The 24,280-nt window shown below is 72.3% G+C and carries 24 protein-coding genes and 1 rRNA gene; 7 read left to right on the top strand and 18 right to left on the bottom strand.

Translation table 11 applies throughout. The features are described 5' to 3' along the window. Positions 1 to 59 precede the first annotated feature (59 nt). Both IE251_RS40010 and IE251_RS40005 read left to right on the top strand, forming a co-directional pair. A complete protein-coding gene (locus IE251_RS40010) occupies positions 60 to 305 on the top strand; it encodes a DUF397 domain-containing protein (RefSeq protein WP_189757855.1) in 246 nt (81 codons plus the stop codon). A 643-nt stretch (positions 306 to 948) separates the two neighbouring features. Then, on the top strand, positions 949 to 1,773 hold the full coding sequence (locus IE251_RS40005; RefSeq protein WP_189757854.1) for a DUF4253 domain-containing protein: 825 nt from the start codon (positions 949 to 951) through the stop codon (positions 1,771 to 1,773). A gap of 1 nt (position 1,774) precedes the next feature. Here IE251_RS40005 and IE251_RS40000 read toward each other — a convergent pair whose 3' ends face one another. Further along, on the bottom strand, positions 1,775 to 3,160 hold the full coding sequence (locus tag IE251_RS40000) for a helix-turn-helix domain-containing protein (RefSeq protein WP_229897163.1): 1,386 nt from the start codon (positions 3,158 to 3,160) through the stop codon (positions 1,775 to 1,777). 191 nt (positions 3,161 to 3,351) lie between these two features. Between IE251_RS40000 and IE251_RS39995 the strand changes: the two genes are divergently transcribed. Continuing rightward, positions 3,352 to 4,086 carry a DUF4232 domain-containing protein gene (locus IE251_RS39995; RefSeq protein ID WP_189757853.1) on the top strand — a complete coding sequence of 245 codons (735 nt, stop codon included), beginning with the start codon at positions 3,352 to 3,354 and terminating at the stop codon, positions 4,084 to 4,086. A 167-nt stretch (positions 4,087 to 4,253) separates the two neighbouring features. Continuing rightward, positions 4,254 to 4,721, top strand: a complete 468-nt coding sequence (locus IE251_RS39990; RefSeq protein ID WP_189757852.1) for an RICIN domain-containing protein — start codon at positions 4,254 to 4,256, stop codon at positions 4,719 to 4,721. A gap of 65 nt (positions 4,722 to 4,786) precedes the next feature. Here the strand turns inward: IE251_RS39990 and hemB are convergent, their stop codons facing one another. The 7 genes from hemB to IE251_RS39955 form a co-directional block, all read right to left on the bottom strand. After that, positions 4,787 to 5,779, bottom strand: coding sequence for a porphobilinogen synthase (gene hemB / locus IE251_RS39985; protein WP_030794568.1), 993 nt, complete (start codon positions 5,777 to 5,779; stop codon positions 4,787 to 4,789). A gap of 92 nt (positions 5,780 to 5,871) precedes the next feature. After that, positions 5,872 to 6,630, bottom strand: a complete 759-nt coding sequence (locus tag IE251_RS39980) for a hypothetical protein (RefSeq protein ID WP_189757851.1) — start codon at positions 6,628 to 6,630, stop codon at positions 5,872 to 5,874. Positions 6,631 to 6,719: 89 nt separating this feature from the next. Continuing rightward, positions 6,720 to 8,432, bottom strand: coding sequence for a bifunctional uroporphyrinogen-III C-methyltransferase/uroporphyrinogen-III synthase (locus IE251_RS39975; RefSeq protein WP_189757850.1), 1,713 nt, complete (start codon positions 8,430 to 8,432; stop codon positions 6,720 to 6,722). After that, positions 8,429 to 9,424, bottom strand: a complete 996-nt coding sequence (gene hemC / locus IE251_RS39970) for a hydroxymethylbilane synthase (RefSeq protein WP_189757849.1) — start codon at positions 9,422 to 9,424, stop codon at positions 8,429 to 8,431. The genes IE251_RS39975 and hemC overlap by 4 nt, the downstream gene beginning before the upstream one ends. Next, a complete protein-coding gene (locus IE251_RS39965; protein ID WP_189757848.1) occupies positions 9,421 to 11,106 on the bottom strand; it encodes a glutamyl-tRNA reductase in 1,686 nt (561 codons plus the stop codon). The genes hemC and IE251_RS39965 overlap by 4 nt, the downstream gene beginning before the upstream one ends. Further along, a complete protein-coding gene (locus IE251_RS39960; protein ID WP_030621072.1) occupies positions 11,103 to 11,867 on the bottom strand; it encodes a redox-sensing transcriptional repressor Rex in 765 nt (254 codons plus the stop codon). Before IE251_RS39960 ends, IE251_RS39965 begins: the two co-directional genes overlap by 4 nt. A gap of 280 nt (positions 11,868 to 12,147) precedes the next feature. Then, positions 12,148 to 12,429, bottom strand: a complete 282-nt coding sequence (locus IE251_RS39955) for a glutaredoxin family protein (RefSeq protein ID WP_189757847.1) — start codon at positions 12,427 to 12,429, stop codon at positions 12,148 to 12,150. A 93-nt stretch (positions 12,430 to 12,522) separates the two neighbouring features. Between IE251_RS39955 and IE251_RS39950 the strand changes: the two genes are divergently transcribed. The 3 genes from IE251_RS39950 to IE251_RS39940 all read left to right on the top strand — a co-directional run bounded on the left by IE251_RS39950 (position 12,523) and on the right by IE251_RS39940 (position 15,987). After that, positions 12,523 to 13,437, top strand: a complete 915-nt coding sequence (locus IE251_RS39950) for an HAD family hydrolase (RefSeq protein WP_078637853.1) — start codon at positions 12,523 to 12,525, stop codon at positions 13,435 to 13,437. Between the two features lie 296 nt (positions 13,438 to 13,733). Next, the gene (locus IE251_RS39945) at positions 13,734 to 14,513 is read left to right on the top strand and encodes an ECF subfamily RNA polymerase sigma factor, BldN family (protein WP_030794547.1); all 780 of its coding nucleotides are present in this window, start codon (positions 13,734 to 13,736) and stop codon (positions 14,511 to 14,513) included. A 235-nt stretch (positions 14,514 to 14,748) separates the two neighbouring features. After that, positions 14,749 to 15,987 (top strand): DUF5667 domain-containing protein, encoded by a 1,239-nt coding sequence (locus tag IE251_RS39940; RefSeq protein WP_189757846.1) that lies wholly within the window; start codon positions 14,749 to 14,751, stop codon positions 15,985 to 15,987. 89 nt (positions 15,988 to 16,076) lie between these two features. On the opposite strand, the gene IE251_RS39935 is transcribed toward IE251_RS39940, so the two are convergent. The 10 genes from IE251_RS39935 to rrf all read right to left on the bottom strand — a co-directional run. Beyond that, positions 16,077 to 17,132: a lysophospholipid acyltransferase family protein gene (locus tag IE251_RS39935; protein WP_189757845.1), complete on the bottom strand. Its 1,056-nt coding sequence runs from the start codon at positions 17,130 to 17,132 to the stop codon at positions 16,077 to 16,079. A 12-nt stretch (positions 17,133 to 17,144) separates the two neighbouring features. Further along, a complete protein-coding gene (locus IE251_RS39930; RefSeq protein WP_189757844.1) occupies positions 17,145 to 18,206 on the bottom strand; it encodes an NAD-dependent epimerase/dehydratase family protein in 1,062 nt (353 codons plus the stop codon). Positions 18,207 to 18,426: 220 nt separating this feature from the next. After that, positions 18,427 to 18,525, bottom strand: a complete 99-nt coding sequence (locus IE251_RS39925) for a 30S ribosomal protein bS22 (RefSeq protein WP_003948845.1) — start codon at positions 18,523 to 18,525, stop codon at positions 18,427 to 18,429. A gap of 136 nt (positions 18,526 to 18,661) precedes the next feature. Further along, on the bottom strand, positions 18,662 to 18,874 hold the full coding sequence (locus IE251_RS39920) for a helix-turn-helix domain-containing protein (protein WP_121791081.1): 213 nt from the start codon (positions 18,872 to 18,874) through the stop codon (positions 18,662 to 18,664). A 128-nt stretch (positions 18,875 to 19,002) separates the two neighbouring features. Then, positions 19,003 to 19,818: a phosphatase gene (locus IE251_RS39915; RefSeq protein WP_189757843.1), complete on the bottom strand. Its 816-nt coding sequence runs from the start codon at positions 19,816 to 19,818 to the stop codon at positions 19,003 to 19,005. Between the two features lie 380 nt (positions 19,819 to 20,198). Continuing rightward, positions 20,199 to 21,371 (bottom strand): acetoin utilization protein AcuC, encoded by a 1,173-nt coding sequence (locus tag IE251_RS39910; RefSeq protein WP_189757842.1) that lies wholly within the window; start codon positions 21,369 to 21,371, stop codon positions 20,199 to 20,201. Further along, positions 21,322 to 22,560: an MFS transporter gene (locus IE251_RS39905; protein ID WP_189757841.1), complete on the bottom strand. Its 1,239-nt coding sequence runs from the start codon at positions 22,558 to 22,560 to the stop codon at positions 21,322 to 21,324. The genes IE251_RS39910 and IE251_RS39905 overlap by 50 nt, the downstream gene beginning before the upstream one ends. 86 nt (positions 22,561 to 22,646) lie before the next feature. Beyond that, positions 22,647 to 23,360, bottom strand: a complete 714-nt coding sequence (locus tag IE251_RS39900; protein ID WP_189757840.1) for a VC0807 family protein — start codon at positions 23,358 to 23,360, stop codon at positions 22,647 to 22,649. A 92-nt stretch (positions 23,361 to 23,452) separates the two neighbouring features. After that, complete coding sequence (locus tag IE251_RS39895) at positions 23,453 to 24,097, bottom strand: HAD family hydrolase (protein WP_189757839.1); 645 nt, start codon at positions 24,095 to 24,097, stop codon at positions 23,453 to 23,455. An 87-nt stretch (positions 24,098 to 24,184) separates the two neighbouring features. Continuing rightward, positions 24,185 to 24,280, bottom strand: a 5S ribosomal RNA gene (gene rrf, locus IE251_RS39890); the annotation flags it as partial.

Genomic DNA, 24,280 nt, shown 5'->3' with positions numbered 1-24,280 from the left:
CGCCACATGGGACACCTTCACCTCTTCCCTCAAGTGACCGACCGTCCGCTAGGAGAGCCATGAGCGCCGAAGCCCTTCAGTGGTACAAGTCGACCTACAGCGGCAGCGAGGGTGGTCAGTGCCTCGAAGCAGCCGTCTCCTGGCGGAAGTCGAGTCACAGCAGCAGCGAGGGCGGCGCCTGCCTCGAAGTGGCCGTTTCTCCTGGCACCGTGCACATCCGGGACTCGAAGGAAACCCCCTCCCAGGACCGGACCCTCCGCATCAGCCCTGTCACGTGGGACGTGTTCACCTCTTCTCTCAAGTGACCGTTGGGCCGCTCGCTTCTTAGCCAGTGTCGTGCTTCCACGGGCCGCCTCAAGGGCGCTGCGCGTCGCCTTCGGCGATGGGCCTGCGGCCCACCCTTGACCCGGCCCGTTCCAGCACGAGGTAGAAGCGAGCGAGCGGCCCGGAAGGACAGTGGCCCAGCCCGGTACCGGGCCCCCAGGCGAGCCGACCATGCCCCGTCGGTGAGGGGCGCACCCGCGTCTCGCCAGCACGCCGGGCCGGTTCGGCGGCCTGCGGGTGGTCCCGGCCACCCGTCCCCCCACTCCTTCTGCAACACCCGTTCCAAAACAACCCTCCCACCGGGCCGCAAGCCGCCAAGCCCACCCGGCGTGCTGGCGAGGCGCGAGCGCGCATCCTCGACCGACGATGCGAACGCAGCCCACGGCGGGGCCGACGGACCTGAGCCGGCCACTTTCTCCGGGCTGCCCGCTCGCTTCTCCTCCGTGCTGGAGTGAGGTGTGTCAAGGGTGGGCCGCAGGCCCATCGCCGAAGGCGACGCGCAGCGCCCTTGACTCACCTCACGGAAGCACGACAATCGCCGAGAAGCGGGCGGCCCCACGGCAACCAGGGCAACCCCGGCCCAGCTCAACGCCGTTGTCAGTGCCTGCCCCTACAGTCGGCGGCATGGCGACTCTTCCCAACCCGCTGCCCAAGCTGGCCACCGACCCCAGTGGGCGTTCCCTGGGTCTTCAACTGCCTCCCGGCAGGCTGGTCGACGCGACGGACGACGGGCCCTGGCACCAACCCCTCCTGTGGCACGCGGAAAAGCCCTCCTCGCCCGGCACCTGGAAGGCCCTGGGCGCGCCGGCGGCCCGTACGGGGCTGCTGCCCGTCCTCGTGGACCTGGCCGGCTGCCGCGTCGGCGTCGACGACTGGGGGCTGCTGCCGGGCGACGCCTCGTACCCGGGGGATCACCTGGTCGACGACGTGCTCTCGGAGTACTGGGAGGAGGAGACCGACGGGCAGGACGGCAGTGAGACCGAGCCGTTCGGCGCCGCGTGGCCGGGGCTCGCCTCCCCCGGCGTGCCGAACGCCGATCCCGACACCCGCGCCGCCACGGTCGCCGACGCCCTGCACCGGGATCCGGCGCGGTGGTCGGAGTGGATAGAGGAACCGCACCTGGCCCTCGTCCCGGCGCGCCGGTCCGCCGACATACCCGCCGCCATCGGCTGGACCGGTGCCCTGAACTACGACCACGACGTGGCCCGCGTCTGCGCCGTCCTGCGGTCCTGGGAGGACCGGTTCGGCATCCGGGTCGTGGCGCTCGGGCTGGACGCCCTCGTGGTGTCCGTCGCCGCCCCGCCCGGCACGCTCGCCGACGCCGAGGTCCTCGCCGCCGAGCACTACGCCCTGTGCCCGCACGCCGTCGTACAGAGTGGTCCGGGGAGCGTGCGGGCGTACGCCGAGACGCTGCTCGGCGCCACCAGCTGGGCCTTCTGGTGGGACTGAGTCAGTCGAACTCCGACGCCGGCTTCCACTTCTGACCGCCCAGCGGGAACGCGTACGCCGGCCGGCTGTTGTTCCCGCTGGTGCGGAACGGGTGGCCGGCGTCGTCGATCACCAGCGTGCCGTGACGGCCGCCGCTGGACCACGTCAGCTCCAGGAACCAGCTCACGTCGTACGCCGACGCGTCCGCCATGACGTAGAAGACCTCCGGGTCCGACTGGCTCACCTTGAAGGGGAAGTTGTCGCTCCCGGCCTCCGGTACGGGTGACGGGCGCATCGCGTCCAGGGAGACCGTGAAGGAATGCGTCGGCACGCCACCGCCGCAGCCGACACCCGGGTAGCCCATGGCGTAGTCGTTCCAGGGGAGCGGCGAACGCTTGCCCGCCATGTGGACCGACAGCCGCTCCAGGACCACAGTCTGGTTTCCGGTGCCCTGCACGGTGAAGGTGATGAACTGCTCCCCCGCCGACACCGCCTTGTTGACGGCCACCCACGCGGGCGCCTGCGGCTCCGACGGCGGCGGGCCCACGGCGGTCGGCGGCCGGTCGATCAGGTAGTGCTGCGAGCAGGGGCTCAGCCAGCTGTAGGGGTTGGTGTTGACCGTCAACGGCGCTGCTTCCGACGCTCCTTGGCGTGCGGTGGCCGACGGCTTCCCCGTGGGCTTCCCGTCGGTGGTGTCGGGGGCCAGGTCCCGCGCCTCGGCGGAGGCGGACGCGGAGGGGGAGGGGGAAGTCGAACGGGTGGCCGAAGGGCTCGGGCTCCCCGACTTCGGCGGCCGGGGGGTGGTGCTGTCCTGCACGAGGGCGGAGCCGGCGCTGGCCGTCGTGGCCTTCGCGTCGTCCCGCCCCTTGCCCTCGTCCGACGGCCGGTTCAGGGCGAACACCGTGCCGCCGACGACCAGCGCGGTGACCGTGACAGCCGCCAGGAGGGCGGTGCGGCGGCCGCCGGCGATCAGGGACCGGCCTCGACGCCACCGGCTCGCCGGTGGGGGTTCGGGCACGGGCACGGGCACGGGTACGGGCACGGGTACGGGTGCCGGCTCCGGTTCCGGCTCCGGGACCGCCTGAGCCACCCGTTCCGGGGCCGCCTCCGGTACCCGGGCCGTCTCCGGTCCTACGACCGGCTCCGCGGTCTTCCGCCCCCGGCCCGCGTCCGCCAGGACCCACCGGCGGTGCAGTTCCACCAGTTCCCCGGGCGTGGCCTTGCAGAGCCGGGCGAGCCGCTCCACGGGGGCGTAGTCCGTCGGCACGGCGTCCCCGTTGCAGTAGCGGTGGAGCGTCGACGTACTCATGTGGAGCCGCTTCGCGAGCGTGCCGTAGCTGTGCCCGGAGCGGTTCTTCAACTCCCGCAGCAGCTCGGCGAAACCGCTTTCGGGAATGCCCTCCGACACCGTTCCTCCAGTCCCCCTCGTCCCACCCCGGCGTTCCAGGGGGGTGTTGTTTTCGCAGGTCAAAGCCGGTTCCGGCGTTCCAGCGTCCCGGATTGGCGGCCAACGCTGGCCGTCGGGACGAGTCCGCCCACAGGCTGTTGGTCATCCAAGCACGACAACCGGCCCAGCCCGAAAGAGGACTTGCCATGCGTATGCGCCACATTCGTCTGATCGCCGCTACCGGAACCGCCGTGGCCGCCCTCGCCCTCACCGCGTGCGACAACGGCACGGGCACCGAGGACGAGGGCGCCGCCCGCTCGAAGGCGACGGTGGCCGCGGCGGAGACGAACGTCTCGAAGTCGCCTGAGAGCAGCACCCCGGCGAAGGACACCACCGGCACCGGTGCCGGCGCCGGCACCGACAGCGGTGCCACCGAGGCCTCCCCCGTGGCCCGTACCGACGCGCCCAACGCCAAGCCCGCCGCCTCCGTCGGCCGCAAGGGACAGAGCACCGGACGCACCGTGGTGCTGTGCAACGGCACGAACACGTCCGTCACCGCCCAGCTGCTCAGCCGGCCCCTGAACCACATGCTGCTGACGGTGAAGAACACCGGAGGCAAGACCTGCGACCTGCCGTACTACCCGGTCCTGCGCTTCGACCAGATGCAGTGGGTGCCGCAGGCCGACGAGAGCACCCAGCCGCAGTCCGTGGTCTCGCTGGCGCCCGGCCAGTCGGCGTACGCGGGTGTGCTGCTGTCGGCCGCCGACGGCAGCGGCAGCGGCGGGATGACCGCGCACAAGCTGACGGTGGGCTTCCAGGGGATGAGCCCGAACAGCGACGGCGGCCCGTCCGCGACGCCGGCCCTGCCCGCCAAGGGCGTCTACTACGACAGCACGCTCAAGGTGACGTACTGGCAGTCGGACCTGGACGCCATCTCCAACTGGTGAACGGCAACGCCTTCATCCACATATCACCTCTAAGGGCGGTTTGCCGCATTCGGGGGCATGGCCCGGGAAAGACTCCCGGCGCATGCCCCCGGAGCGCCTCGGCCGCCGGCGCCGCACGGCGCCACGGCCCCGGTCTCCGCAACCCGCTGGATGAAAGGCGACCCCTCATGGCTTTCGCGTTCCGCAAGTCCCTCGGCGTCCTCGCTCTCGCGCTGGCGGCGGCCGCCCTCCCGTCGGCCACCGCCACGGCCGCCGCGCCAGGCTCCAGCGCCTCCGCGATCGGCAACTACTGCCTGTCCAACACCTGGGGGACACCGGAGGTCCGCACCCGGGTGTGCGCCAACGAACCCGGACAGCGCTGGCGGATCGTCGGCGATCACGTGGTGCTGGCCGCCGACCCTCACTACTGTCTGGCCAACACGTGGGGGACACCGGAGGTCCGCACCCGGGTGTGCGCCAACGAACCCGGACAGCAGTGGAGGCAGGTCGGCGACCACTTCGTCCTGGCCGCCGACCCCCACTACTGCCTGTCCAACACGTGGGGGACACCCGAGGTCCGCACCCGGCTCTGCGCCAACGAACCCGGACAGCGCTGGGCCGTACTGGGTGACCACATCACCCTGACCGACGCCTAGACCGCGGCCGAGCCCCCCGTGGGTTCGCCGGCCCGCCGGCTCGGCGAACCCACGGGGTCACGGAACTAGCGGAGCTTCTGGGCCACCTCGGTGGCCCAGTAGGTGAGGATGTTCCGGGCGCCGGCCCGCTTGATGCCGGTCAGGGTCTCGAAGATGGCCCGGTCCCGCTCCACCCAGCCCTTCTCGGCGGCGGCCTCGATCATCGCGTACTCTCCGGAGATCTGGTACGCGGCCACCGGCACGTCCACGGCGTCCGCGACCCGGGCGAGGATGTCGAGGTAGGGGCCGGCCGGCTTGACCATCACCATGTCGGCGCCCTCGGCGAGGTCCAGCTCCAGCTCGCGCAGCGACTCCCGCCAGTTGGCCGGGTCCTGCTGGTAGGTCTTGCGGTCGCCCTGCAACGACGAGGCGACGGCCTCGCGGAAGGGGCCGTAGAACGCCGAGGAGTACTTGGCGGTGTAGGCGAGGATCGCCACGTCCTCGCGGCCGATCTGGTCGAGCGCGTCACGGATGACGCCGATCTGGCCGTCCATCATCCCGCTGGGGCCCACGACATGGGCGCCGGCGTCGGCCTGGACCTGCGCCATCTCGGCGTACCGCTCCAGGGTGGCGTCGTTGTCGACCCGGCCCTCGGCGTCCAGCACCCCGCAGTGACCGTGGTCGGTGAACTCGTCCAGGCACAGGTCGGACATCACGAGCAGGTCGTCGCCGACCTCGGCGCGCACGTCCCTGAGGGCGACCTGGAGGATCCCGTCCGGGTCGGTGCCGACGGTGCCCCGGGCGTCCTTCTTCGATTCCTCCGGCACGCCGAACAGCATGATCCCGGAGATCCCGGCCTCCACCGCCTCCAGCGCGGCCTTCTTCAGGCTGTCCCGGGTGTGCTGCACGACCCCGGGCATGGAGCCGATCGGCACCGGCTCGCTCACGCCCTCCCGGACGAACGCCGGGAGGATGAGGTCGGCAGGGTGCAGCCGTGTCTCGGCGACCATCCGCCGCATGACGGGCGAGGTCCGCAGCCGCCGGGGACGCGTACCGGGAAAGGATCCGTACTTCGTCATGCCATCTACGCTACGCCCGCCCGAACGGTGCGTTTGCCGACGCCGAGTCGGGCCGGTGGGGCCGTCCGCGGCCCCTCGGGCGGCCCGTCCGCTCAGCGCTCGCCGATCTCGGCGAGGATCCGGCCGGCCACCTCGCCCCGGTCGTTGCCGGGCGGTGTCCGGGCACGGAACTCCCTCAGACGGCGGACCGCTCCGAGCGGGACCGCGGCCGCTCCACCGTCCGTCACACAGCTCTCCACCGCCCGCAGACCCCAGTACTGGTTGAAGGCGAGCGGATCGGCGATCGCGGCGTCCACCAGGGGACCCAGGGCCTCCTGCTCGGGCAGTGCGAACAGACGCGCGTAGGCCGCCAGGCGCAGTCCGGCGTCCTGGGAGGCGAGCAGCCCCTCGACGTCGAAGTCGGGCACGCGCTGGACCGCGCGCACCAGACGGGCGAAGATCCGGTCCATCCGTTGGGTCCGGGCCGCGCTGCCCGCCTGCTGGAGACGTACGTTCACATACTCGGCGGCCAGGTTCCCGACCGCGTCCCGGGCCGCTCCGTCGTCGGGGGATCCGTCACCGACCAGCGCGGCGTTGGCCGTCCGCCGGACGTCGTCGATCCGGCGCTCGATGCCCTGGAACTCGATCCGGGCGAAGCCCGGCACCTCGATGCTGCGGAACAGCTCCCCGAGCCACGGCACCGCGGCGATCGCGAGCAGCATCACCACGATGCCGTCGATCCGGAGGCCCGGCGCCAGTACATGCAGTACGGCGGCACCCACCCCCGCACACGTCACCAGCAGCGCCACGGCCCGCCGGCGTAACCAGGGGCCGGCCCTCCCGGAGCCCGGCCGGCGCTCTCCCTCTCCCATGGCGGCCAGCATCGCAGAACCACACGGGGAGGGGAGAGCCTTACGGCGAACACGGCGGAGCACACCGAAGAGGCATGCTCCGCCCTGTCTCAGGTGGTCGAGCGGCGCCTGCGCGCCCCCGGGCGGCGTTCGCTCGGGCGGGTCACCGGGTCGCCCGCCTCCAGCGCGGCGGCGCGCCGCTTCATGCCGAAGTCGGCCAAGGCCTCCGCCAGCTTGTGGACGGACGGCTCGGGGGCCATGACGTCGACCCGCAGGCCGTGTTCCTCGGCGGTCTTGGCCGTGGCCGGGCCGATGCAGGCGATCACCGTCACGTTGTGCGGCTTGCCCGCGATGCCGACCAGGTTGCGGACCGTGGAGGAGGAGGTGAACAGGACCGCGTCGAAGCCCCCGCCCTTGATCGCCTCACGGGTCTCCGCCGGCGGCGGCGAGGCGCGCACGGTGCGGTAGGCCGTGACGTCGTCCACCTCCCAGCCCAGGTCGATCAGCCCGGCCACCAGGGTCTCGGTGGCGATGTCGGCACGCGGCAGGAAGACGCGGTCGATCGGGTCGAACACCGGGTCGTAGGGGGGCCAGTCCTCCAGGAGGCCGGCCGCCGACTGCTCGCCGCTCGGCACCAGGTCCGGCTTCACGCCGAAGGCGACCAGCGCCTTCGCGGTCTGCTCGCCCACCGCGGCCACCTTGATGCCCGCGAAGGCACGCGCGTCGAGGCCGTACTCCTCGAACTTCTCCCGGACCGCCTTGACCGCGTTGACCGACGTGAACGCGATCCACTCGTACCGGCCGGTGACCAGGCCCTTGACCGCCCGCTCCATCTGCTGCGGGGTGCGCGGCGGCTCCACCGCGATGGTCGGGACCTCGTGCGGCACCGCGCCGTAGGAGCGCAGCTGGTCGGAGAGCGAGGCCGCCTGCTCCTTGGTCCGCGGCACGAGCACCTTCCAGCCGAACAGCGGCTTGGACTCGAACCACGACAGCTGGTCGCGGCGGGCCGCGGCCGTACGCTCGCCGACCACGGCTATCACCGGCCGGCCGCCGTCCGGCGACGGCAGCACCTTGGCCTGCTTCAGCGTCTGCGCGATCGTGCCGAGCGTCGCCGTCCAGGTGCGCTGGCGGGTCGTCGTACCGGCGATCGTCACCGACAGCGGGGTGTCCGGCTTGCGGCCCGCCGAGACCAGCTCGGCCGCCGCGCCGGCCACGGAGTCCAGCGTCGTGGAGACGACCACCGTGCTGTCGGAGGCGCCGGCCTCGGACCAGCAGCGGTCGGAGGCGGTCCGGGCGTCCACGAAGCGGACGTCCGCGCCGTCGGCGTCCCGCAGCGGCACACCGGCGTACGCGGGCACGCCGACCGCCGCCGCGACCCCGGGGACGACCTCGAAGGGCACCCCGGCCGCGGCGCACGCGAGCATCTCCTCCGCCGCGCACGTGTCCAGTCCCGGATCACCGGACACCGCACGGACGACCCGCCTGCCGCCCCGCGCGGCCTCCATGACAAGATGAGCGGCATCCGGGGCACCGCCCGGGACAGCGGCGGGTGTTGACGTGCCGTCAACTACCGTCAGCTGGGGCGTGCCCGTGCCCGGCGGCGAGACCGAAGAGGGATCGGCGTCCGTCTGCACGACGGAGACGCCCTGTCGGGCGTGCGTCCGGATGACGTCGAGCACCTCGTGCTCGGCGACCAGGACGTCCGCGTTCGACAGCGCCTCCACGGCGCGCAGAGTCAGCAGTCCCGGATCCCCGGGTCCGGCACCTAGGAAGGTGACGTGCCCGTGTTCCGGACCGGCGGCAGGAAGGGCGGTGGGGCTCAATGTGCTCGCTCCCCCATCAGACCGGCCGCGCCCTGGGCGAGCATCTCGGTGGCGAGTTCGCGACCGAGTGCCCACGCCTGGTCGTGCGTCTGGGGCACGGGACCGGTGGTGGACAGCTGCACCATGCGAGTGCCGTCGGTCGTGCCGACGACGCCGCGCAGGCGCATTTCCTTGACAATCTGCCCGTCGGCATGGGGGTCCCCCCGCTCGAGCGGAGCCGAGAGTGGGGGAAGGTCGGCCAGCGCTCCCACGGGTGCGCTGCAACCGGCCTCCAGGGCGGCGAGCAGTGACCGCTCGGCGGTGACGGCGGCCCGCGTGAACGGGTCGTCCAGCTCACCGAGCGCGGCGATCAGTTCCGCGTTGTCCGCGGCGCACTCGATCGCCAGGGCCCCCTGGCCGGGGGCGGGCAGAACCGTGTCGACCGACAGGAAGTCGGTCACCTCGTCGATGCGGCCGATCCGGTTGAGTCCGGCGGCGGCCAGTACGACCGCGTCCAGCTCGCCGTCGCGGACGTACCCGATGCGGGTGTCGACGTTGCCGCGGATCGGGACCGTCTCGATGTCCAGTCCGTGCGCGCGGGCGTACGCGTTCAGCTGCGCCATGCGGCGCGGCGCGCCGGTGCCGATGCGCGCGCCGCGCGGCAGGTCGGTGAACTTCAGCGCGTCGCGCGCCACGATGACGTCCCGCGGGTCCTCGCGCTCCGGTACGGCCGCCAGGACCAGTTCCTCGGGCTGCGCGGTCGGGAGGTCCTTGAGCGAATGAACCGCGAAGTCGACCTCGCCCTTGAGCAGCGCGTCCCGCAGCGCGGTGACGAACACACCGGTGCCGCCGATCTGCGCCAGCGCCTCCCGGGACACATCGCCGTACGTGGTGATCTCGACCAGCTCGACGGGCCGGCCGGTCACCTCGCGGACGGTCTCGGCCACCTGACCGGACTGGGCCATGGCGAGCTTGCTCCGCCTGGTCCCCAGCCGCAGTGCCTTCTCACTCATGCTGGCCCTCGGTTCTTGTTCCGCGTGCTGTCCCCGGCCCCGGAGACGACGGCGGCCGTCTCGGGGTCGAGGTCGAACAGGGTGCGCAGCGCGTCCGCGTACCCGGCGCCGCCGGGCTCGGCCGCGAGCTGCTTGACCCGTACGGTCGGCGCGTGCAGCAGCTTGTCGACGACCCGGTGCACGGTCTGCCGGATCTCGCCGCGCTGGCGTTCGTCCAGGTCGGGCAGGCGGCCGTGGAGGCGGGCCAGCTCGCTGGCGACCACGTCGGCGGCCATGGTGCGCAGCGCGACCACGGTCGGGGTGATGTGCGCCGCGCGCAGGGCGGCGCCGAACGCCGCGACCTCGTCGGCGACGATGCGCCGGACCTGGTCCACGTCGGCGGCCATCGGCGCGTCGGCGGAGGCCTCCGCGAGCGACTCGATGTCCACCAGGCGGACCCCGGCCAGCCGGTGCACGGCCGCGTCGATGTCGCGGGGCATGGCCAGGTCGAGCAGGAAGAAGAAGGGCGCGGGGCGCTCGGCCACCGGCTCCGGCTTGCGCCGCTCGGGGATCCGGCCGACGGTGGCGGCGGTCGCGGCGAGCGCGGTGATCAGCTCGGCGTCCGCCTCGGGGCTGCGCCGCTCGCGGCGCTCGGCCGTGCTGCCGCCGGCGACCCAGGCCGCGTGCTGCTCCAGGGTGGCCGCGTCCATGCCGGCCACGGCTGCCTCGCCCATGACGGAGAAGCCGGGCTGTACGGCGGCGAGGTCCAGCGGGCAGTTGTCGTCGGCGCCGAGACCGGTGGGGCGCTGCGGGGCCGCCGGCTTCACGGCCTTGAAGCCGGTCTCGGCGACGGGGTGTCCGGTGCGGCCCTCGACCGCGTGCGCGACCGCCTCCGCCGTGAGCACCAGGCCCGTCGCCCCGGTACAGGAGACGACGACGTCGGCACGGGTCAGCTCGTCGGCGACCGCGTCCATGGGCACCGCGCGGGCGGTGACCGTGTTGTCGTCGGCCTCCAGCAGGATCCGGGCGAGCCGCTCGGCGCGCTCGAAGGTGCGGTTGGCGACGACGACCTCGGCGACCCCGGCGCGCGCCAGCGTGGCGGCGGCCAGCGACGACATCGATCCGGCGCCGATGACCAGCGCCTTCTTGCCGCGGGCCCAGTCGGGCACGGCCGCGCCCAGGGCCAGCTGCTCCAGGCCGAAGGTGACCAGGGACTGGCCGGCGCGGTCGATGCCGGTCTCGGAGTGGGCGCGCTTGCCGACCCGCAGGGCCTGCTGGAACAGCTCGTTCAGCAGCTTGCCGGCGGTGTGCAGCTCCTGGGCGCGGGCCAGGGAGTCCTTGATCTGGCCGAGGATCTGGCCCTCGCCGACGACCATCGAGTCCAGGCCGCAGGCCACCGAGAACAGGTGGTGGACGGCCCGGTCCTCGTAGTGCACGTAGAGGTACGGCGTCAGTTCCTCGAGGCCGACCCCGCTGTGCTGGGCGAGCAGCGTGGACAGCTCGGCGACACCGGCGTGGAACTTGTCCACGTCGGCGTACAGCTCGATGCGGTTGCAGGTGGCGAGCACCGCGGCCTCGGTGGCGGGCTCGGCGGCGACCGTGTCCTGGAGGAGCTTGATCTGGGCGTCCGCGCTCAGCGCGGCCCGCTCCAGCACGCTGACCGGGGCACTGCGGTGGCTGAGACCTACGACGAGGAGGCTCATGCCGGCATCACGGCGGGGACGTCCCCGTCGGGTCCCTGGTCGGCGGAGGTCGCGCGGGGCGTGGCGGCGGGCAGGGCGCCGTCGCCCGCGGCGGTCTCCTCACCGGCCTTGCGCTGCTCGTGGAAGGCGAGGATCTGCAGCTCGATGGAGAGGTCCACCTTGCGCACGTCCACGCCGTCCGGGACGGACAGCACGGTCGGCGCGAAGTTCAGGATGGAGGTCACACCGGCGGCCACGAGCCGGTCGCAGACCTGCTGGGCGGCGCCCGCCGGGGTGGCGATCACACCGATGGAGACCCCGTTGTCCTTGATGATCTTCTCGAGGTCGTCGGTGTGCCGCACCGGGATGCCCGCGACCGGCTTGCCGGCCATCGCCGGGTCGGCGTCGATGAGCGCGGCGACCCGGAAGCCACGGGAGGCGAAGCCGCCGTAGTTGGCCAGGGCGGCGCCGAGGTTGCCGATGCCGACGATCACAACCGGCCAGTCCTGGGTCAGGCCGAGTTCGCGGGAGATCTGGTAGACGAGATACTCCACGTCGTAGCCGACGCCACGCGTTCCGTAGGAGCCCAGGTACGAGAAATCCTTGCGCAGCTTGGCGGAGTTGACCCCCGCCGCCGCGGCCAGCTCCTCGGAGGAGACCGTGGGTACCGAGCGCTCCGACAGTGCGGTCAGCGCTCGGAGGTACAGCGGAAGCCGGGCGACGGTGGCCTCGGGAATCCCTCGGCTACGGGTCGCCGGTCGGTGTGTTCGGCCAGTTGCCACGGTGCTCCTGCGGGTAGAGCGGGGCTGTAGGCGGTCACACGTCCCCAGACCGCCCCGTCGACAGCAGGCTATGTCTTTGTGAACGCGTGCACAAAGATGGTGTCCGATTTGCCCGGCAGAAGTGACCGGGGTCACGCCATTTTCACGCCCGGAGCGGGAACCAGCGCACACGCGCCGCCGTTCCTTCGTTGCTGGGGGCAAAACCGCACACACTCCTCACGAATCCCGCCCCCGAGACCAAACCGCCGTCGATCCTAAGCGACTTTCCGGTCGGTTTGGACTAGTCGGTCAGTGCCCGGCGCAGCCGCTGCTCGTTCACGCGCCAGAAGGTGTGCTGCTCACCGTCGACCAGGACCACGGGGATCTGCTCCCAGTAGCGGTCGTGGAGGTCCCGGTCCTCGGTGATGTCCTTGGCCTCCCACGGCACTCCGAGGTCGCCGCACACCTTCTCGACCACCACCTGCGCGTCGTCACACAGATGACAGCCGGGCTTGCGGATCAGGGTCACCAGCCGCGCTCGCGGCTCTGCCTTGCGTCGGAAGAGCGGACTCATACCGGCCATTCTCGCGCGCCCCGGCACCCCCTTCGCCCGGCGTTCACACCACGCCAACCTCTCGACTCCGGAACCTTCGGACACAGTGGCTATGCTCGCGTCATGGCCGCTCTCGGATGGCTCACTCCCCGTAGGCGCTCCGCCACGGCGCGGAGCGTGTTGGCAGGCGAGGCTTCGGCGGAGGCCGCCCGCAAGTCCTCGCAGGAGACCGCCACGCCCGAGGAACCGGAATTCCCGGTGATCGGCGACGACAAGGCCGCCGCCTTCTTCGACCTGGACAACACGGTGATGCAGGGCGCCGCGCTCTTCCACTTCGGCCGCGGGCTGTACAAGCGGAAGTTCTTCGAGACCCGCGACCTGGCCCGGTTCGCCTGGCAGCAGGCGTGGTTCCGGCTGGCCGGCGTCGAGGACCCCGAGCACATGCAGGACGCCCGCGACTCGGCGCTGTCGATCGTCAAGGGCCACCGGGTCGCCGAGCTGGAGTCGATCGGCGAGGAGATCTACGACGAGTACATGGCCGACCGCATCTGGCCGGGCACCCGCGCCCTGGCCCAGGCCCACCTGGACGCGGGCCAGAAGGTGTGGCTGGTCACCGCCGCCCCGGTGGAGATCGCCCAGGTGATCGCCCGCCGCCTCGGCCTGACCGGCGCCCTCGGCACGGTGGCCGAGTCGGTCGACGGCGTCTACACCGGACGACTGGTCGGCGAGCCCCTGCACGGGCCCGCCAAGGCGGAGGCGGTGCGCGCGCTGGCCGCCGCCGAGGGGCTGGACCTCTCCCGCTGCGCGGCCTACAGCGACAGCCACAACGACATCCCGATGCTGTCCCTGGTCGGCCACCCCTACGCCATCAACCCGGACGCCAAGCTGCGCCGGCACGCCCGCGAGCAGGACTGGCGGCTGCGGGACTACCGCACGGGGCGCAAGGCGGCGAAGGTCGGCATCCCGGCCGCCGCGGGCGTCGGCGCGGTCGCCGGCGGCACCGCGGCCGCGATCGCCCTGAGCCGACGCCGCCGGTAGCCGCGGACCGGCCGCACAGCCCCCGTCCGCGCGCACGATTGTGCCGCGCTCATTTCAACACGTCTCGTACTTCACCGAAACACGTCTCTTTTCGTTCAACAACCGATCAAATTCATTAACTTGATCGGGCATCAAACGGCAACAGAAGCGACGCAAACGACGATTTGAGCAACTCGGTGTAGCGGTGCCTGTACGAAGCGTTATTCTCCTCAGACGCAAACCGGAACCCCTCCGTCGCTACGACGGGTGAACGGTCCCGCACTGCACGTGATGGAAGCTCTGCCTCTGGGAGTCCCGTGTACCCACACGTCGGGGTTGACGCCTCGGGCCTGGCTACGCTGCGCGCAACGGTCGCGACGGTCAAGGAAACACTGCGCGGCTTCGTCCCCACCGCGTACGCCGTCCCCGCCTTCGCAGCCGCCGCGCCCGCGGGCCCGTGCTACGCACTGGCCGACGGCGGCGCCGCCGTCGGCAGACGGGGGCGCGCCACCGGCGCGGCCACCGCCCGCCGGCCGGCCGCCGACAGCGACAGCGCCCGCATGATGGACCTCGTCGAACGCGCCCAGTCCGGCGAGGCCGAGGCCTTCGGGCGCCTCTACGACCAGTACAGCGACACCGTCTACCGGTACATCTACTACCGCGTCGGCGGCCGGGCCACCGCCGAGGACCTCACCAGCGAGACCTTTCTGCGGGCACTGCGCAGGATCGGCACCTTCACCTGGCAGGGCCGCGACTTCGGCGCCTGGCTGGTCACCATCGCCCGGAACCTGGTCGCCGACCACTTCAAGTCCAGCCGCTTCCGTCTGGAGGTCACCACCGGCGAGATGCTCGACGCCAACGAGGTCGAGCGCTCCCCCGAGGACTCCGTCCTGGAATCCCTGTCCAACGCCGCCCTGCTGGACGCCGTACGGCGGCTCAACCCGCAGCAGCAGGAGTGCGTGACGCTCCGCTTCCTCCAGGGCCTCTCGGTCGCCGAGACCGCCCGTGTCATGGGTAAGAACGAGGGCGCCATCAAGACCCTCCAGTACCGCGCCGTGCGCACCCTCGCCCGGCTGCTGCCCGACGACGCCCGCTGAAACGGGACGACGGTCCGCGACGCCCAACTCACGCTCCGTCAAGGCGTGTTGCCTTTCCGAACCGCCCGCCCGCCGTCCGTAACCCAAGTGCCGCGCCAGTCGTTGTGCGGGATACAGGCTCCCTGTGGTCACGTCCCGGCCCTCCCTGATCACCCGATCCGGGAACCGGCCGTGGGCGTGCAACCCTCAGGACCCCCTGGGGAGTCGACCGTCATGACGAGAGGAGGTGCCGCCAGTGATCGCGAACGTATCGGCGCACCGGCGGGCGAACGCCTTCGCCCAGGCCCTGGAGGAGCAGTCCGACCGGGACACGGCGGCCGAGCAGTCCGAAGACCCGGCGGGTTCCCCGCCGACCGCCGAGGAACCGACCGGACAGGGCGAGCTGCTGGCCCTGGCGGCGGGACTCGGCGCACTGCCCAGGCCGCAGCTCGACCCGGAGGTCAAGGTTGTCCAGCGGGCCCAGCTGGTGGCCGCGATGGAGGCCATGCTCCAGGAGGGGACCGGGGCGGCGGACACGTCGGTACCGGAACAGCGTTCCCACCGGGCGAGGGGCGAGCACCGGGCGGGCCCGCTCGGCAAGCTCCGCCCGCGCACCAGGCTGACCAAGGGGCTCGCGGCCGGCGGGCTCAGCGTCGGCGTGGCCGCCGGGGCCTTCGGCGGGGTCGCCGCCGCCAGCTCCGACGCCCTGCCCGGCGACTCGCTGTACGGCCTGAAGCGCGGCATCGAGGACTTCAAGCTCAACTACCTGACCGACGGCGACGACCAGCGCGGCCAGACCTACCTCGACCAGGCCTCCACCCGGCTCGGCGAGGTCCGCCGGCTGCTGGAGCGCGGCCGGGGCGGCCACCTGGACCACGAGTCCATCGGCGAGATCCGCCGCACCCTGTCCGGGATGCGGCACGACGTCACCGAGGGCCACCGGCTGCTGCACGCGGCCTACCAGGCCGACCCGGACTCCCTGGGCCCCATCCAGGCGCTGGACGCCTTCTCCCGGTCCCACCGCCAGGCGTGGAGCACGCTCAGCGACAAGCTCCCCGTCCAGCTCGGCGACGTCAAACAGGAGGTGTCCTCGGTCTTCGACGCCATAGACGAAGAGGTCGCCCCGCTCCAGTCGCTGCTCCCGCAGCAGCCGGCCCGGCCCGGCGAGGGAAGGCACCGGGACGGCTCCGGACCGGCGTCCCCCGGCTCCACCGGCACCGACCGGTCGGCCCCGCCCGGCTCCACCGGCCACCACACCCCGTCCCCCGGCCGGCACTCCGGCACCGACACGCCGAGCGACCCGGCCACCGGCAGCGGCGGCGAGGGCCTCCTCGGCGGCGACACCGGCGGCCTGCTCGACCCGCCGAAGAGCGGCACCACCGGCAGCTCCCCGTCCGCCGGCAAATCGCCGTCGGCCCAGCCGGACGTCACCATCCCGCCGCTCATCCCGGACCTGCTCCCCGACCTCGGCATCGACGGCCAGGACGCGGACTAGCCCGGTACGGCCACGGCCGTGGGGGCGCCTCTTTCCGAGCAGGGGCGCCCCCACGGCCGTACACCCCCGGCGGAACGCGGGGAGAACGCTCAGAAGAACACCGACCGCCGCTGCACCAGCAGCTTGTACAGCGTGTGCTGGATCTGCTCGCGCACCTGGTCGGTCAGGTTGAACATCAGCATCGGGTCCTCGGCGGCCTCCGGCGGATAGCCGTCCGTCGGGATCGGCTCGCCGAACTGGATCGTCCACTTCGTCGGCAGCGGGACCGCCCCCAGCGGGCCCAGCCAGGGAAACGTCGGCGTCAGCGGGAAGTACGGGATGCCCAGCACCCGGGCCAGCGTCTTGGCGTTGCCGATCATCGGGTAGATCTCCTCCGCCCCGACGATCGAGCACGGGACGATCGGCACGCCCTGGCGCAGCGCCGTGGAGACGAAGCCGCCCCGGCCGAACCGCTGGAGCTTGTAACGCTCGCCGAAGGGTTTCCCGATGCCCTTGAAGCCCTCCGGCATCACCCCGACCAGCTCACCCTGGCCCAGCAGCCGCTCCGCGTCCTCCGCGCAGGCGAGGGTGTGGCCCAGCTTGCGGGCCAGCTCGTTGACCACCGGCAGCACGAAGACCAGGTCGGCCGCCAGCAGCCGCAGGTGCCGGCCGGCGGGGTGGTGGTCGTGCACCGCCACCTGCATCATCAGGCCGTCCAAGGGCAGCGTCCCGGAGTGGTTGGCGACGATCAGCGCCCCGCCCTCGGCCGGGATGTTCTCGATGCCCCTCACCTCGACCCGGAAGTACTTCTCGTACACCGGCCGCAGCAGCGACATCAGGACCTGGTCGGTCAGCTCCTCGTCGTAGCCGAAGTCGTCGACCTCGTAGTCCCCGGTGAGCCGGCGCCGCAGGAAGGCCAGCCCGGCCGCCAGCCGCCGCTCCAGGCCGCCGTCCCGCCCGTCGTCCTGCCCGTCGGTCCTCGGCGGCTCCACCGGCTCGTCCTCCCCTGCCCAGTCGCGGCCCGGCAGCGGCTGGACCGCGCCCATCTCGCCCGGTTCCCCGAGCGCGCCGCGCCGGCCGCCCCCGCCGCGGCGGCGCGCCTGGCGCTGTGCGGCGCTCCCCCGGGACCGGTCGTCGTCGAACGGAATGACCTTGGCGTCCGCCATCGTTGCCGCTCCTCAGTTGGCGCTGTGCGTCTGGGGGTGGCCGGCCGCCCTCGCGGACAGCGCGGCGACCCGGTCGACGGCCCCGGCGAGGGCCTGAGGCGGCAGCAGCCCCGGGCCCAGCGCGTGCGCGAAGTCCGCGAACGTCTCGGCCGTCGTGTAGCGGGGGGTGAAGCCCAGCGTCTCGCGCATCTGGCCGGTGTCCACCACCCGCCCGTGGGTGAGCAGCCGGATCTGCTCCGGTGAGAAGTCCGTCATACCGAGCGTACGCACCAGGGACCCGGCCCAGGTGACCGCGGGCAGCAGCAGCGGCACGGTGGGCCGGCCCAGCCGCCGGGAGCACTGCGACAGCAGCAGCACGCCGTCCCCGGCGATGTTGAAGGTGCCGCTGTTGAGGGTGGCCCGGCGCGGCTCGTGCGAGGCGATCCGCAGCACCTCCACGACGTCGTCCTCGTGCACGAACTGCAGCCGCGGGTCGTAGCCGAACACGGTCGGCAGGACGGGCAGCGAGAAGTAGGAGGCGAGCGGGGTGTCCACGGTGGGGCCGAGGATGTTGGCGAACCGCAGCACGCACACGGCGACGTCCGGCCGCCGCCGCGCGAACCCGCGCACATATCCCTCCACCTCGACGGTGTCCTTGGCGAAGCCGCCGCTGGGCAGCGACTTGGGCGGGGTCGTCTCGGTGAACACGGCCGGGTCGCGCGGCGCCGAGCCGTAGACGTTGGTGCTGGACTTCACCACCAGCCGGCGCACGGCCGGCGACTTCTGACAGGCGCCGAGCAGCTGCATGGTGCCGATGACATTGGTCTCCTTGACCGTGGCCCGGCTGCCGCCGCCCAGCGCGGTGCCGGTCACGTCCAGGTGGACCACCGTGTCGGCGCCGGTCTCGGCGAGCACGCGGGCGATGGTCGGCTGCCGGATGTCGGTCTGGACGAAGTCGGCGCCGCCCAGATGGTGCTCGGGCGGCACGGCGTCCACGGCGATCACCCGGTCCACCTCCGGGTCCCGCTGGATCCGTCGCACGAACCGGCCACCGAGCTGCCGGGCCACCCCGGTGACGAGCACGACCCTTCCCACGATCGCCGCCTCCCTCCCGCGTATCCCGCCTTCCCCGTGTGCGGCCAACCTAGCCGGTCGGTGGTGCGGTGACAGGACCCCAGGTGCCCGGGGGGACGGAATTTCCCCGTCCGGCACATGCCCGGAACATGCCTGTGGCCCCCCACCACTGCTGGTGGGGGGCCACAGACGTCACGCTCTCGCGGCGTCGCTCACGGACACCCGCTTGCGCGGGGACCGCTTACTTCTTGTTGCGACGCTGAACGCGCGTGCGCTTGAGCAGCTTGCGGTGCTTCTTCTTGGCCATCCGCTTGCGCCGCTTCTTGATAACAGAGCCCACGACTACCCTCGCTCACTTCTCATCACTCGGTTGTTTGGGCGCCATGGGCCCACACGACCTACGAGGGGCTAGCCTACCCAACCGAGCGCCGAGGTCGTAATCGAGGGGGTTTCCCCCGGTCACCCGGGGGTCGCCGTCAGGCCGTCTCCACCCCCACATAGCTGTCGCGGAGGTACTCGTGTACCGCTTGCTCCGGGACGCGGAAGGACCGCCCCACCCGGATCGCGGGCAGATGACCGCTGTGCACCAGGCGGTACACGGTCATCTTGGACACTCGCATCACCGAGGCGACTTCCGCCACGGTAAGGAACTGAACCTCGTTCAGAGGCCTCTCGCCAGCTGCAGCCATGACACACCTGAACCTTCCGCACTCGACGGCCACCGGCTTCCCCTTCCGGTGACTCTTCGTCGTTGCGTGCTCACTCCCCAGACTAGGGGCGGGTGATGCGAGTGGGGAAGAGGTGCACCCATCAGCGGCTACTGTGACAGACAGGCCCGATTGAGCACGTAGCGGGTCAGCGGCCGGTAGTGACCAGACCGGACTGCGTCATCAACCGGAACGACGACGGCCACCCGTCCCTCGGCCTCGCCGACGAACGGCGCAGGGTCGTCGGTGTCGGCCAGTCCGATGGCCTCGAACCCCAGCTGACCTGCGCCGCAGACCCATCCGTGATCGCCGATGACCAGCTCGGGAAGCGGTCCGCCGGCTTGTGCGGCGGCCTCCAGCGCGACCCGAACCGGCAGCGGTGAGTGGCTGTGGGCACCCGGCTCACAACCGGGGCGCCCGCTCGCCGGTTCCCGCATCAGGGCAACCCCTCGTACGTAGTCGAGACGATGCGGACGTAGACCGAACCGGGTCAATATGTCGACACAACGACCCTGCGCCGGGGTGAGGACCTCACATCCCGCCGTTGACAGCGCGTCCGCCAGACCGGCGTAGAAACCGAGCAGCCGCCGCGGGTGCCCGGTGCCCAGCAGCACGGGCGCGCCGCGCCGGGCCGCCTCCCGGACCCGCCCGGCGAAGGCGTCCAGCGCGGCGAGCGTCCGCTCCGGATCGATCACGTCCGGCCCGCTCGTGTGGTGCGGGTCGGCCGAGACCCCGCACGTGCGCGCCATCAGCGCGAGCAGGTCGGGGAACTCCCAGGCGCCCTCGGGATCGATTCCGATCAGCACGCGCGGATCCCGGGCCGCGAACAGCCGGTAACTGCGCAGGCTTTTCTCCCGCGAGGTCGCCACCACCCCGGCCAGCCCGGCGGCCACCAGGTGGGCGCGGAGCCGGGCGGGGGACGACACGGATGCGATGGTGGCCCATGGGGGCCGACGGCGGGGCGGAAACAGCGGGATTCGCGCGGATGGCCTAACGGCTGTCCGCGTACGGGGACGGCCTCACGGCAGCCTGAGCACGCGAACGGCTGCCGGCGCACGCGGACGGCCTCACGGCAGCCTGAGCGCGCCGACGGCCTCACAGCAGCCTGCGTGGCCGCGGGCAGTCTCCCGCCGCCGGGTGCTTTGCCGCCGGCGGCGAGCGCCGAGCGGCAGAGGACGGACGGCGAGCGGAGACGGCAGACGGCGAGCGACGGGCGATGGACCGCGAGCGACGAGCGGCAGACGGCGAGGGACGACCGGCGGGCAGCGGGCGGCGCCGTCGGCCGGCCCGGTCGGGGCGGGCAGTGCTACGGCAGCAGGCCCCGCAGTGGGAACGCCGCGCGGCGGGTGGCCAGTACGGCCTGGTCGATCCGGTCGGCGGGGTCGTATCCCGCCTCCCAGTCGCCGTACTCCACCGGCCACCGCCCGTCCGTCATCCGCCGCGGCCCGAGCTGCCGGGTCCGGGCGAAGACGTCCTGCCGCCAGCCCTCGGGGATCTCCGTCTCCGGCGCGACGGGCCGGCCCGCCACGATCCCCACCAGGTGCGTCCACGAGCGCGGTACGACGTCGACGACCGCGTATCCGCCCCCGCCGAGCGCGACCCACTTGCCGTCCGCGTGCGCGTGCGCCAGCTCGTGGCACGCCAGCTGCACCGCCCGCTGCGCGTCCAGCGAGACGGCCAGGTGCGCGAGCGGGTCCTCGAAGTGGGTGTCGGCGCCGTGCTGGGAGACCAGGACCTGCGGCCGGAAGCCGGCGAGCAGCTCCGGCACCACGGCGTGGAACGCCCGCAGCCACCCCGCGTCGCCCGTACCGGCGGGCAGCGCCACGTTGACCGCCGCGCCCTCCCCCGCGCCCGCGCCCGTCTCCTGCGGCCACCCGGTCCCCGGGAACAGCGTGCCGGGGTGCTCGTGCAGGGAGATCGTCAGCACCCGCGGGTCCTCCCAGAACGCGGCCTGCACCCCGTCCCCGTGGTGCACGTCGACGTCCACGTAGGCGACCCGCTCGGCGCCCAGCTCCAGCAGCCGCGCGATCGCGAGCGCCGCGTCGTTGTACACGCAGAACCCCGCCGCGCCGCCGGGCATCGCGTGGTGCAGCCCGCCCGCGAAGTTCACCGCGTGCTCGGCGTCCCCCCGCCACACCGCCTCGGCGGCCCCCACCGACTGGCCCGCGATCAGCGCGGACACCTCGTGCATCCCGGCGAACGCCGGATCGTCGAGCGTGCCGAGCCCGTACGACCCGTCGGCCCCCGCCGGGTCCGCCGACGCGGCCTTCACCGCGTCGATGTAGTCCTCCCGGTGGACCAGCCTCAGCGTCGACTCGCCGGCCGGTTTGGCCGCGACGACCGCCAGTTCCCGGTCGAGCCCGAAGGCACCGACCAGCCGGCGGGTCAGCTCCAGCCGGACCGGATCCATCGGATGGCTCGGACCGAAGTCATAGCCCGTTACTGCCTCGTCCCACATCAGCTGTGCGCGGCCGCTCATGCCCGCCACCGTATCGGTCCGGTTGAGCCGCGAACGACCTGGCGTACCCCAGGGTCACCAGCACCAACACCATCGGCACGAGCATCGCGCCCCGGTAGCTCCAGGCGTCCCCCAGGGCGCCCACCAACGGCGAACCGATCAGGAAACCCACGTAGTTGAAGATGTTCAGCCGCGCGATCGCCGCGTCCGAGGCCCCCGGGCCGTGCTGCTCGAAAGCGCGCCGCCCGGCCGCCGCGAAGGTCTGCGGCACGAGCACGCACAGCCCCAGGCCCAGCAGCGTGAACCCGAGCATCCCCACCCACGGGCCGGAGGCCAGCGCCACCACCGCGAACCCGCCGGCCGCGACCAGCGACCCGAGCCGTACGACCGCCACCGCCCCGAACCGTCGCACCCCGAGGTCCCCGACGGCCCGCCCGGCCAGCGTGGTCACCATGTACACGTTGTACGGCACGGTCGCGAGCTGCTCCGAGCCGCCCAGCACGTCCTTCAGGTACTTCGCGCTCCAGTTGGAGACGGTGGAGTCCCCGATGTAGGCGAAGGTCATCACCAGGCACAGCGGCAACAGCAGCTTGAAGCCGACCCCACCGCCGGCCCCGCCTCCGTCGGCCTGTCCCAGCGGCGCCGGCTCCCCGTCGACGTACCACCGGCTCCCCAGCAGCACCGCCGGCAGCAGCACGGCCACCACCGGCAGGTACGACACCCACAGCGCGAGCTGCCAGTGCGCCCCGGCCCAGGCCAGCGAGGCCCCCACGATCCCGCCCAGGCTGTACACGGCGTGGAAACCCAGCATGATGCTGCGCCCGTACGACCGTTGGAGGCTGACCCCGAGCATGTTCATGGACGCGTCCAGCGCGCCCACCGCCAGGCCGAAGACGCCCAGCGCCACCGCCAGCACGGCCACCTGCCCGGATCCGCCCGCCCCGGCCCCGAGCAGGGCCAGCAGCACCACCGGCTGGGACCAGCGCAGCACCCGGCTCGGCCGGACCCGCTTCACCAGCCGCTCGGTGGCCACGCTGCCGGCCCCGGCGAGGACCGGTACGGCGGCCAGGAAGACGGGGAGCAGCGCGTCGGAGACGCCGTACCGGTCCTGGACGGCCGGGATGCGTGTCACCAGCAGGGCGAAGGCGGCGCCCTGCGCGAAGAAGGCGAACGCCAGCGAGGCCCGGCCGCGCCGCAGCACATCGGTCATGGCGGCGAGGGTAGGGCCCCTGGGTACCTGTGGGTAGATCCAGCCAAAGGTGAATTTCCCTCAGCTCCGCCGGTTCCGCGGCGGAGTCAGGCCGTGACGGGCACCGCCGGACGCTCGGCCCGGCCGGCCTCCACCTCGGCCGTGAGCATGTGCTCCATCGGTCCGGCGGCCAGGCCGCCGCTGAGCAGGAAGCCGATCGCCATGGCCGCGACCATGAGGACCGAGCCCAGCCAGACCATGGTGTCCACCGGAACGGTGTAGGCGCCCACGGCCCGCACCACGCACTCGGCCAGCAGGACGAGTCCCCACACCACGGAGAAGACCCGCTCCCTGCGCCGGAAGGCTGCGGATCCGGCCGCGGCCCCGGACACAAGTCGCCGGAAGGCGGCTTCCCTGGCCGGGTCGCCCTTCACCAGGAAGGGCTTCATGGCCTCGGTCATCATCGGCTTCCCCAGCCCGACGGAGACCAGGATGCCGATGGCCACCGTGCTGCTGACCCCGCTGTCCTTGGCGAGCATCAGCCGCGGGTCGCCGGAGACGAAACTCAGCAGCAGCGAGACGACGTTGACGGTGAGGATCAGGACGGCCAGCGCGTTGGTACGGCGTTCCTTCACCAGGGCCCACGCGGTCCGCACGGCCGGTACGACGCTGCTCCAGGCGAGCGCCGCGAAGGTGCTCATCCCGAAGGCTTCCTTGAAGAGGTAGTACGAGCCGAGCGGCACCGCCACGTCGATGAGCAGTGGCTTGAAGTTGTCCAGCGCGCTCGGCGTGCCGTCCTGGTTCCCCGTGGTCTTCGTCATGCCCTCAGCATCGCCTCCGGGCGGGGTCCGGCAGTAGAAACGATCGTCCGCGGCTCCGCATGACAAATGTCAGCCCGGGCCCCGGACCCGGGTCACACCAGCAGGCCGGCCAACTCGCCCATGTCCGCGAAGAGTCGGCCGGCGTCCGCGAGCCGCTCCGGCGGTGTCATCGCGGTGAACCCGTACACGTCCATCCCGGCCGCCACGGCCGCCTGGACGCCCAGCGGGGAGTCCTCCACGACCACGCACCGCCCGGGGGCCACCCCCATCCGCTCGGCCGCGTACAGGAACAGGTCCGGCGCCGGCTTGCCCCGCCCGACGTCCTCGGAGCTGAAGATCCGCTCGTCGGTGAACCACCGGTCGAGCCCGGTCGTGCGGTGCCCCACCCGTATCCGCTCATGGCTCCCGGAGGAGGCCACGCAGTACGGCACCCCGTCCGCGGCCAGCTTCTCCAGTACGTCCGTCACCCCGGGCACGGGCCGCAACTCCCGCTCGAACGCGGCGAACACCCGCGCGTGGAAGACCTCGTCGAAGTCCTCCGGCAGCCGTCGGCCCGTGCGCTCCAGCACCAGGTCGTGGACGCGGTGCATCGCCGAGCCCATGTAGTCGCGGATGGATTCCTCGTACGACGTCGGGTGCCCGAGCTCGGTGAGATAGCCGGCCAGGAGCCGGTTGGACAGGGGCTCACTGTCCACGAGGACACCGTCGTTGTCGAAGATGACGAGGTCATAGCGCATGCTGTCGACCCTAATGGACACATCACGAATGGTCCCGTAACGCAGAAAACCCCCGCACCGTGAGGTGCGGGGGTTTTCCCAAAAATTGTTCGGCGGCGTCCTACTCTCCCACAGGGTCCCCCCTGCAGTACCATCGGCGCTGTGAGGCTTAGCTTCCGGGTTCGGAATGTAACCGGGCGTTTC

The organism is Streptomyces eurythermus (assembly GCF_014649115.1).
Classification (GTDB): Bacteria; Actinomycetota; Actinomycetes; order Streptomycetales; family Streptomycetaceae; genus Streptomyces; species Streptomyces eurythermus.
The sequence above is the reverse complement of the archived record's forward strand: the minus strand, read 5'-3'. Positions and strand labels throughout refer to the sequence as shown.

Excerpts from the sequence above, each read along its gene's own strand:
- IE251_RS40010 (WP_189757855.1), top strand. The coding sequence starts at position 60 with ATGAGCGCCGAAGCCCTTCAGTGGTACAAGTCGACCTACAGCGGCAGC.
- IE251_RS40005 (WP_189757854.1), top strand. The coding sequence starts at position 949 with ATGGCGACTCTTCCCAACCCGCTGCCCAAGCTGGCCACCGACCCCAGT.
- IE251_RS39995 (WP_189757853.1), top strand. The coding sequence starts at position 3,352 with ATGCGCCACATTCGTCTGATCGCCGCTACCGGAACCGCCGTGGCCGCC.
- IE251_RS39990 (WP_189757852.1), top strand. The coding sequence starts at position 4,254 with ATGGCTTTCGCGTTCCGCAAGTCCCTCGGCGTCCTCGCTCTCGCGCTG.
- hemB (WP_030794568.1), bottom strand. The coding sequence starts at position 5,779 with ATGACGAAGTACGGATCCTTTCCCGGTACGCGTCCCCGGCGGCTGCGG.
- IE251_RS39980 (WP_189757851.1), bottom strand. The coding sequence starts at position 6,630 with ATGGGAGAGGGAGAGCGCCGGCCGGGCTCCGGGAGGGCCGGCCCCTGG.
- hemC (WP_189757849.1), bottom strand. The coding sequence starts at position 9,424 with ATGAGTGAGAAGGCACTGCGGCTGGGGACCAGGCGGAGCAAGCTCGCC.
- IE251_RS39965 (WP_189757848.1), bottom strand. The coding sequence starts at position 11,106 with ATGAGCCTCCTCGTCGTAGGTCTCAGCCACCGCAGTGCCCCGGTCAGC.
- IE251_RS39955 (WP_189757847.1), bottom strand. The coding sequence starts at position 12,429 with ATGGCCGGTATGAGTCCGCTCTTCCGACGCAAGGCAGAGCCGCGAGCG.
- IE251_RS39950 (WP_078637853.1), top strand. The coding sequence starts at position 12,523 with ATGGCCGCTCTCGGATGGCTCACTCCCCGTAGGCGCTCCGCCACGGCG.
- IE251_RS39935 (WP_189757845.1), bottom strand. The coding sequence starts at position 17,132 with ATGGCGGACGCCAAGGTCATTCCGTTCGACGACGACCGGTCCCGGGGG.
- IE251_RS39920 (WP_121791081.1), bottom strand. The coding sequence starts at position 18,874 with ATGGCTGCAGCTGGCGAGAGGCCTCTGAACGAGGTTCAGTTCCTTACC.
- IE251_RS39910 (WP_189757842.1), bottom strand. The coding sequence starts at position 21,371 with ATGAGCGGCCGCGCACAGCTGATGTGGGACGAGGCAGTAACGGGCTAT.
- IE251_RS39905 (WP_189757841.1), bottom strand. The coding sequence starts at position 22,560 with ATGACCGATGTGCTGCGGCGCGGCCGGGCCTCGCTGGCGTTCGCCTTC.
- IE251_RS39900 (WP_189757840.1), bottom strand. The coding sequence starts at position 23,360 with ATGACGAAGACCACGGGGAACCAGGACGGCACGCCGAGCGCGCTGGAC.
- IE251_RS39895 (WP_189757839.1), bottom strand. The coding sequence starts at position 24,097 with ATGCGCTATGACCTCGTCATCTTCGACAACGACGGTGTCCTCGTGGAC.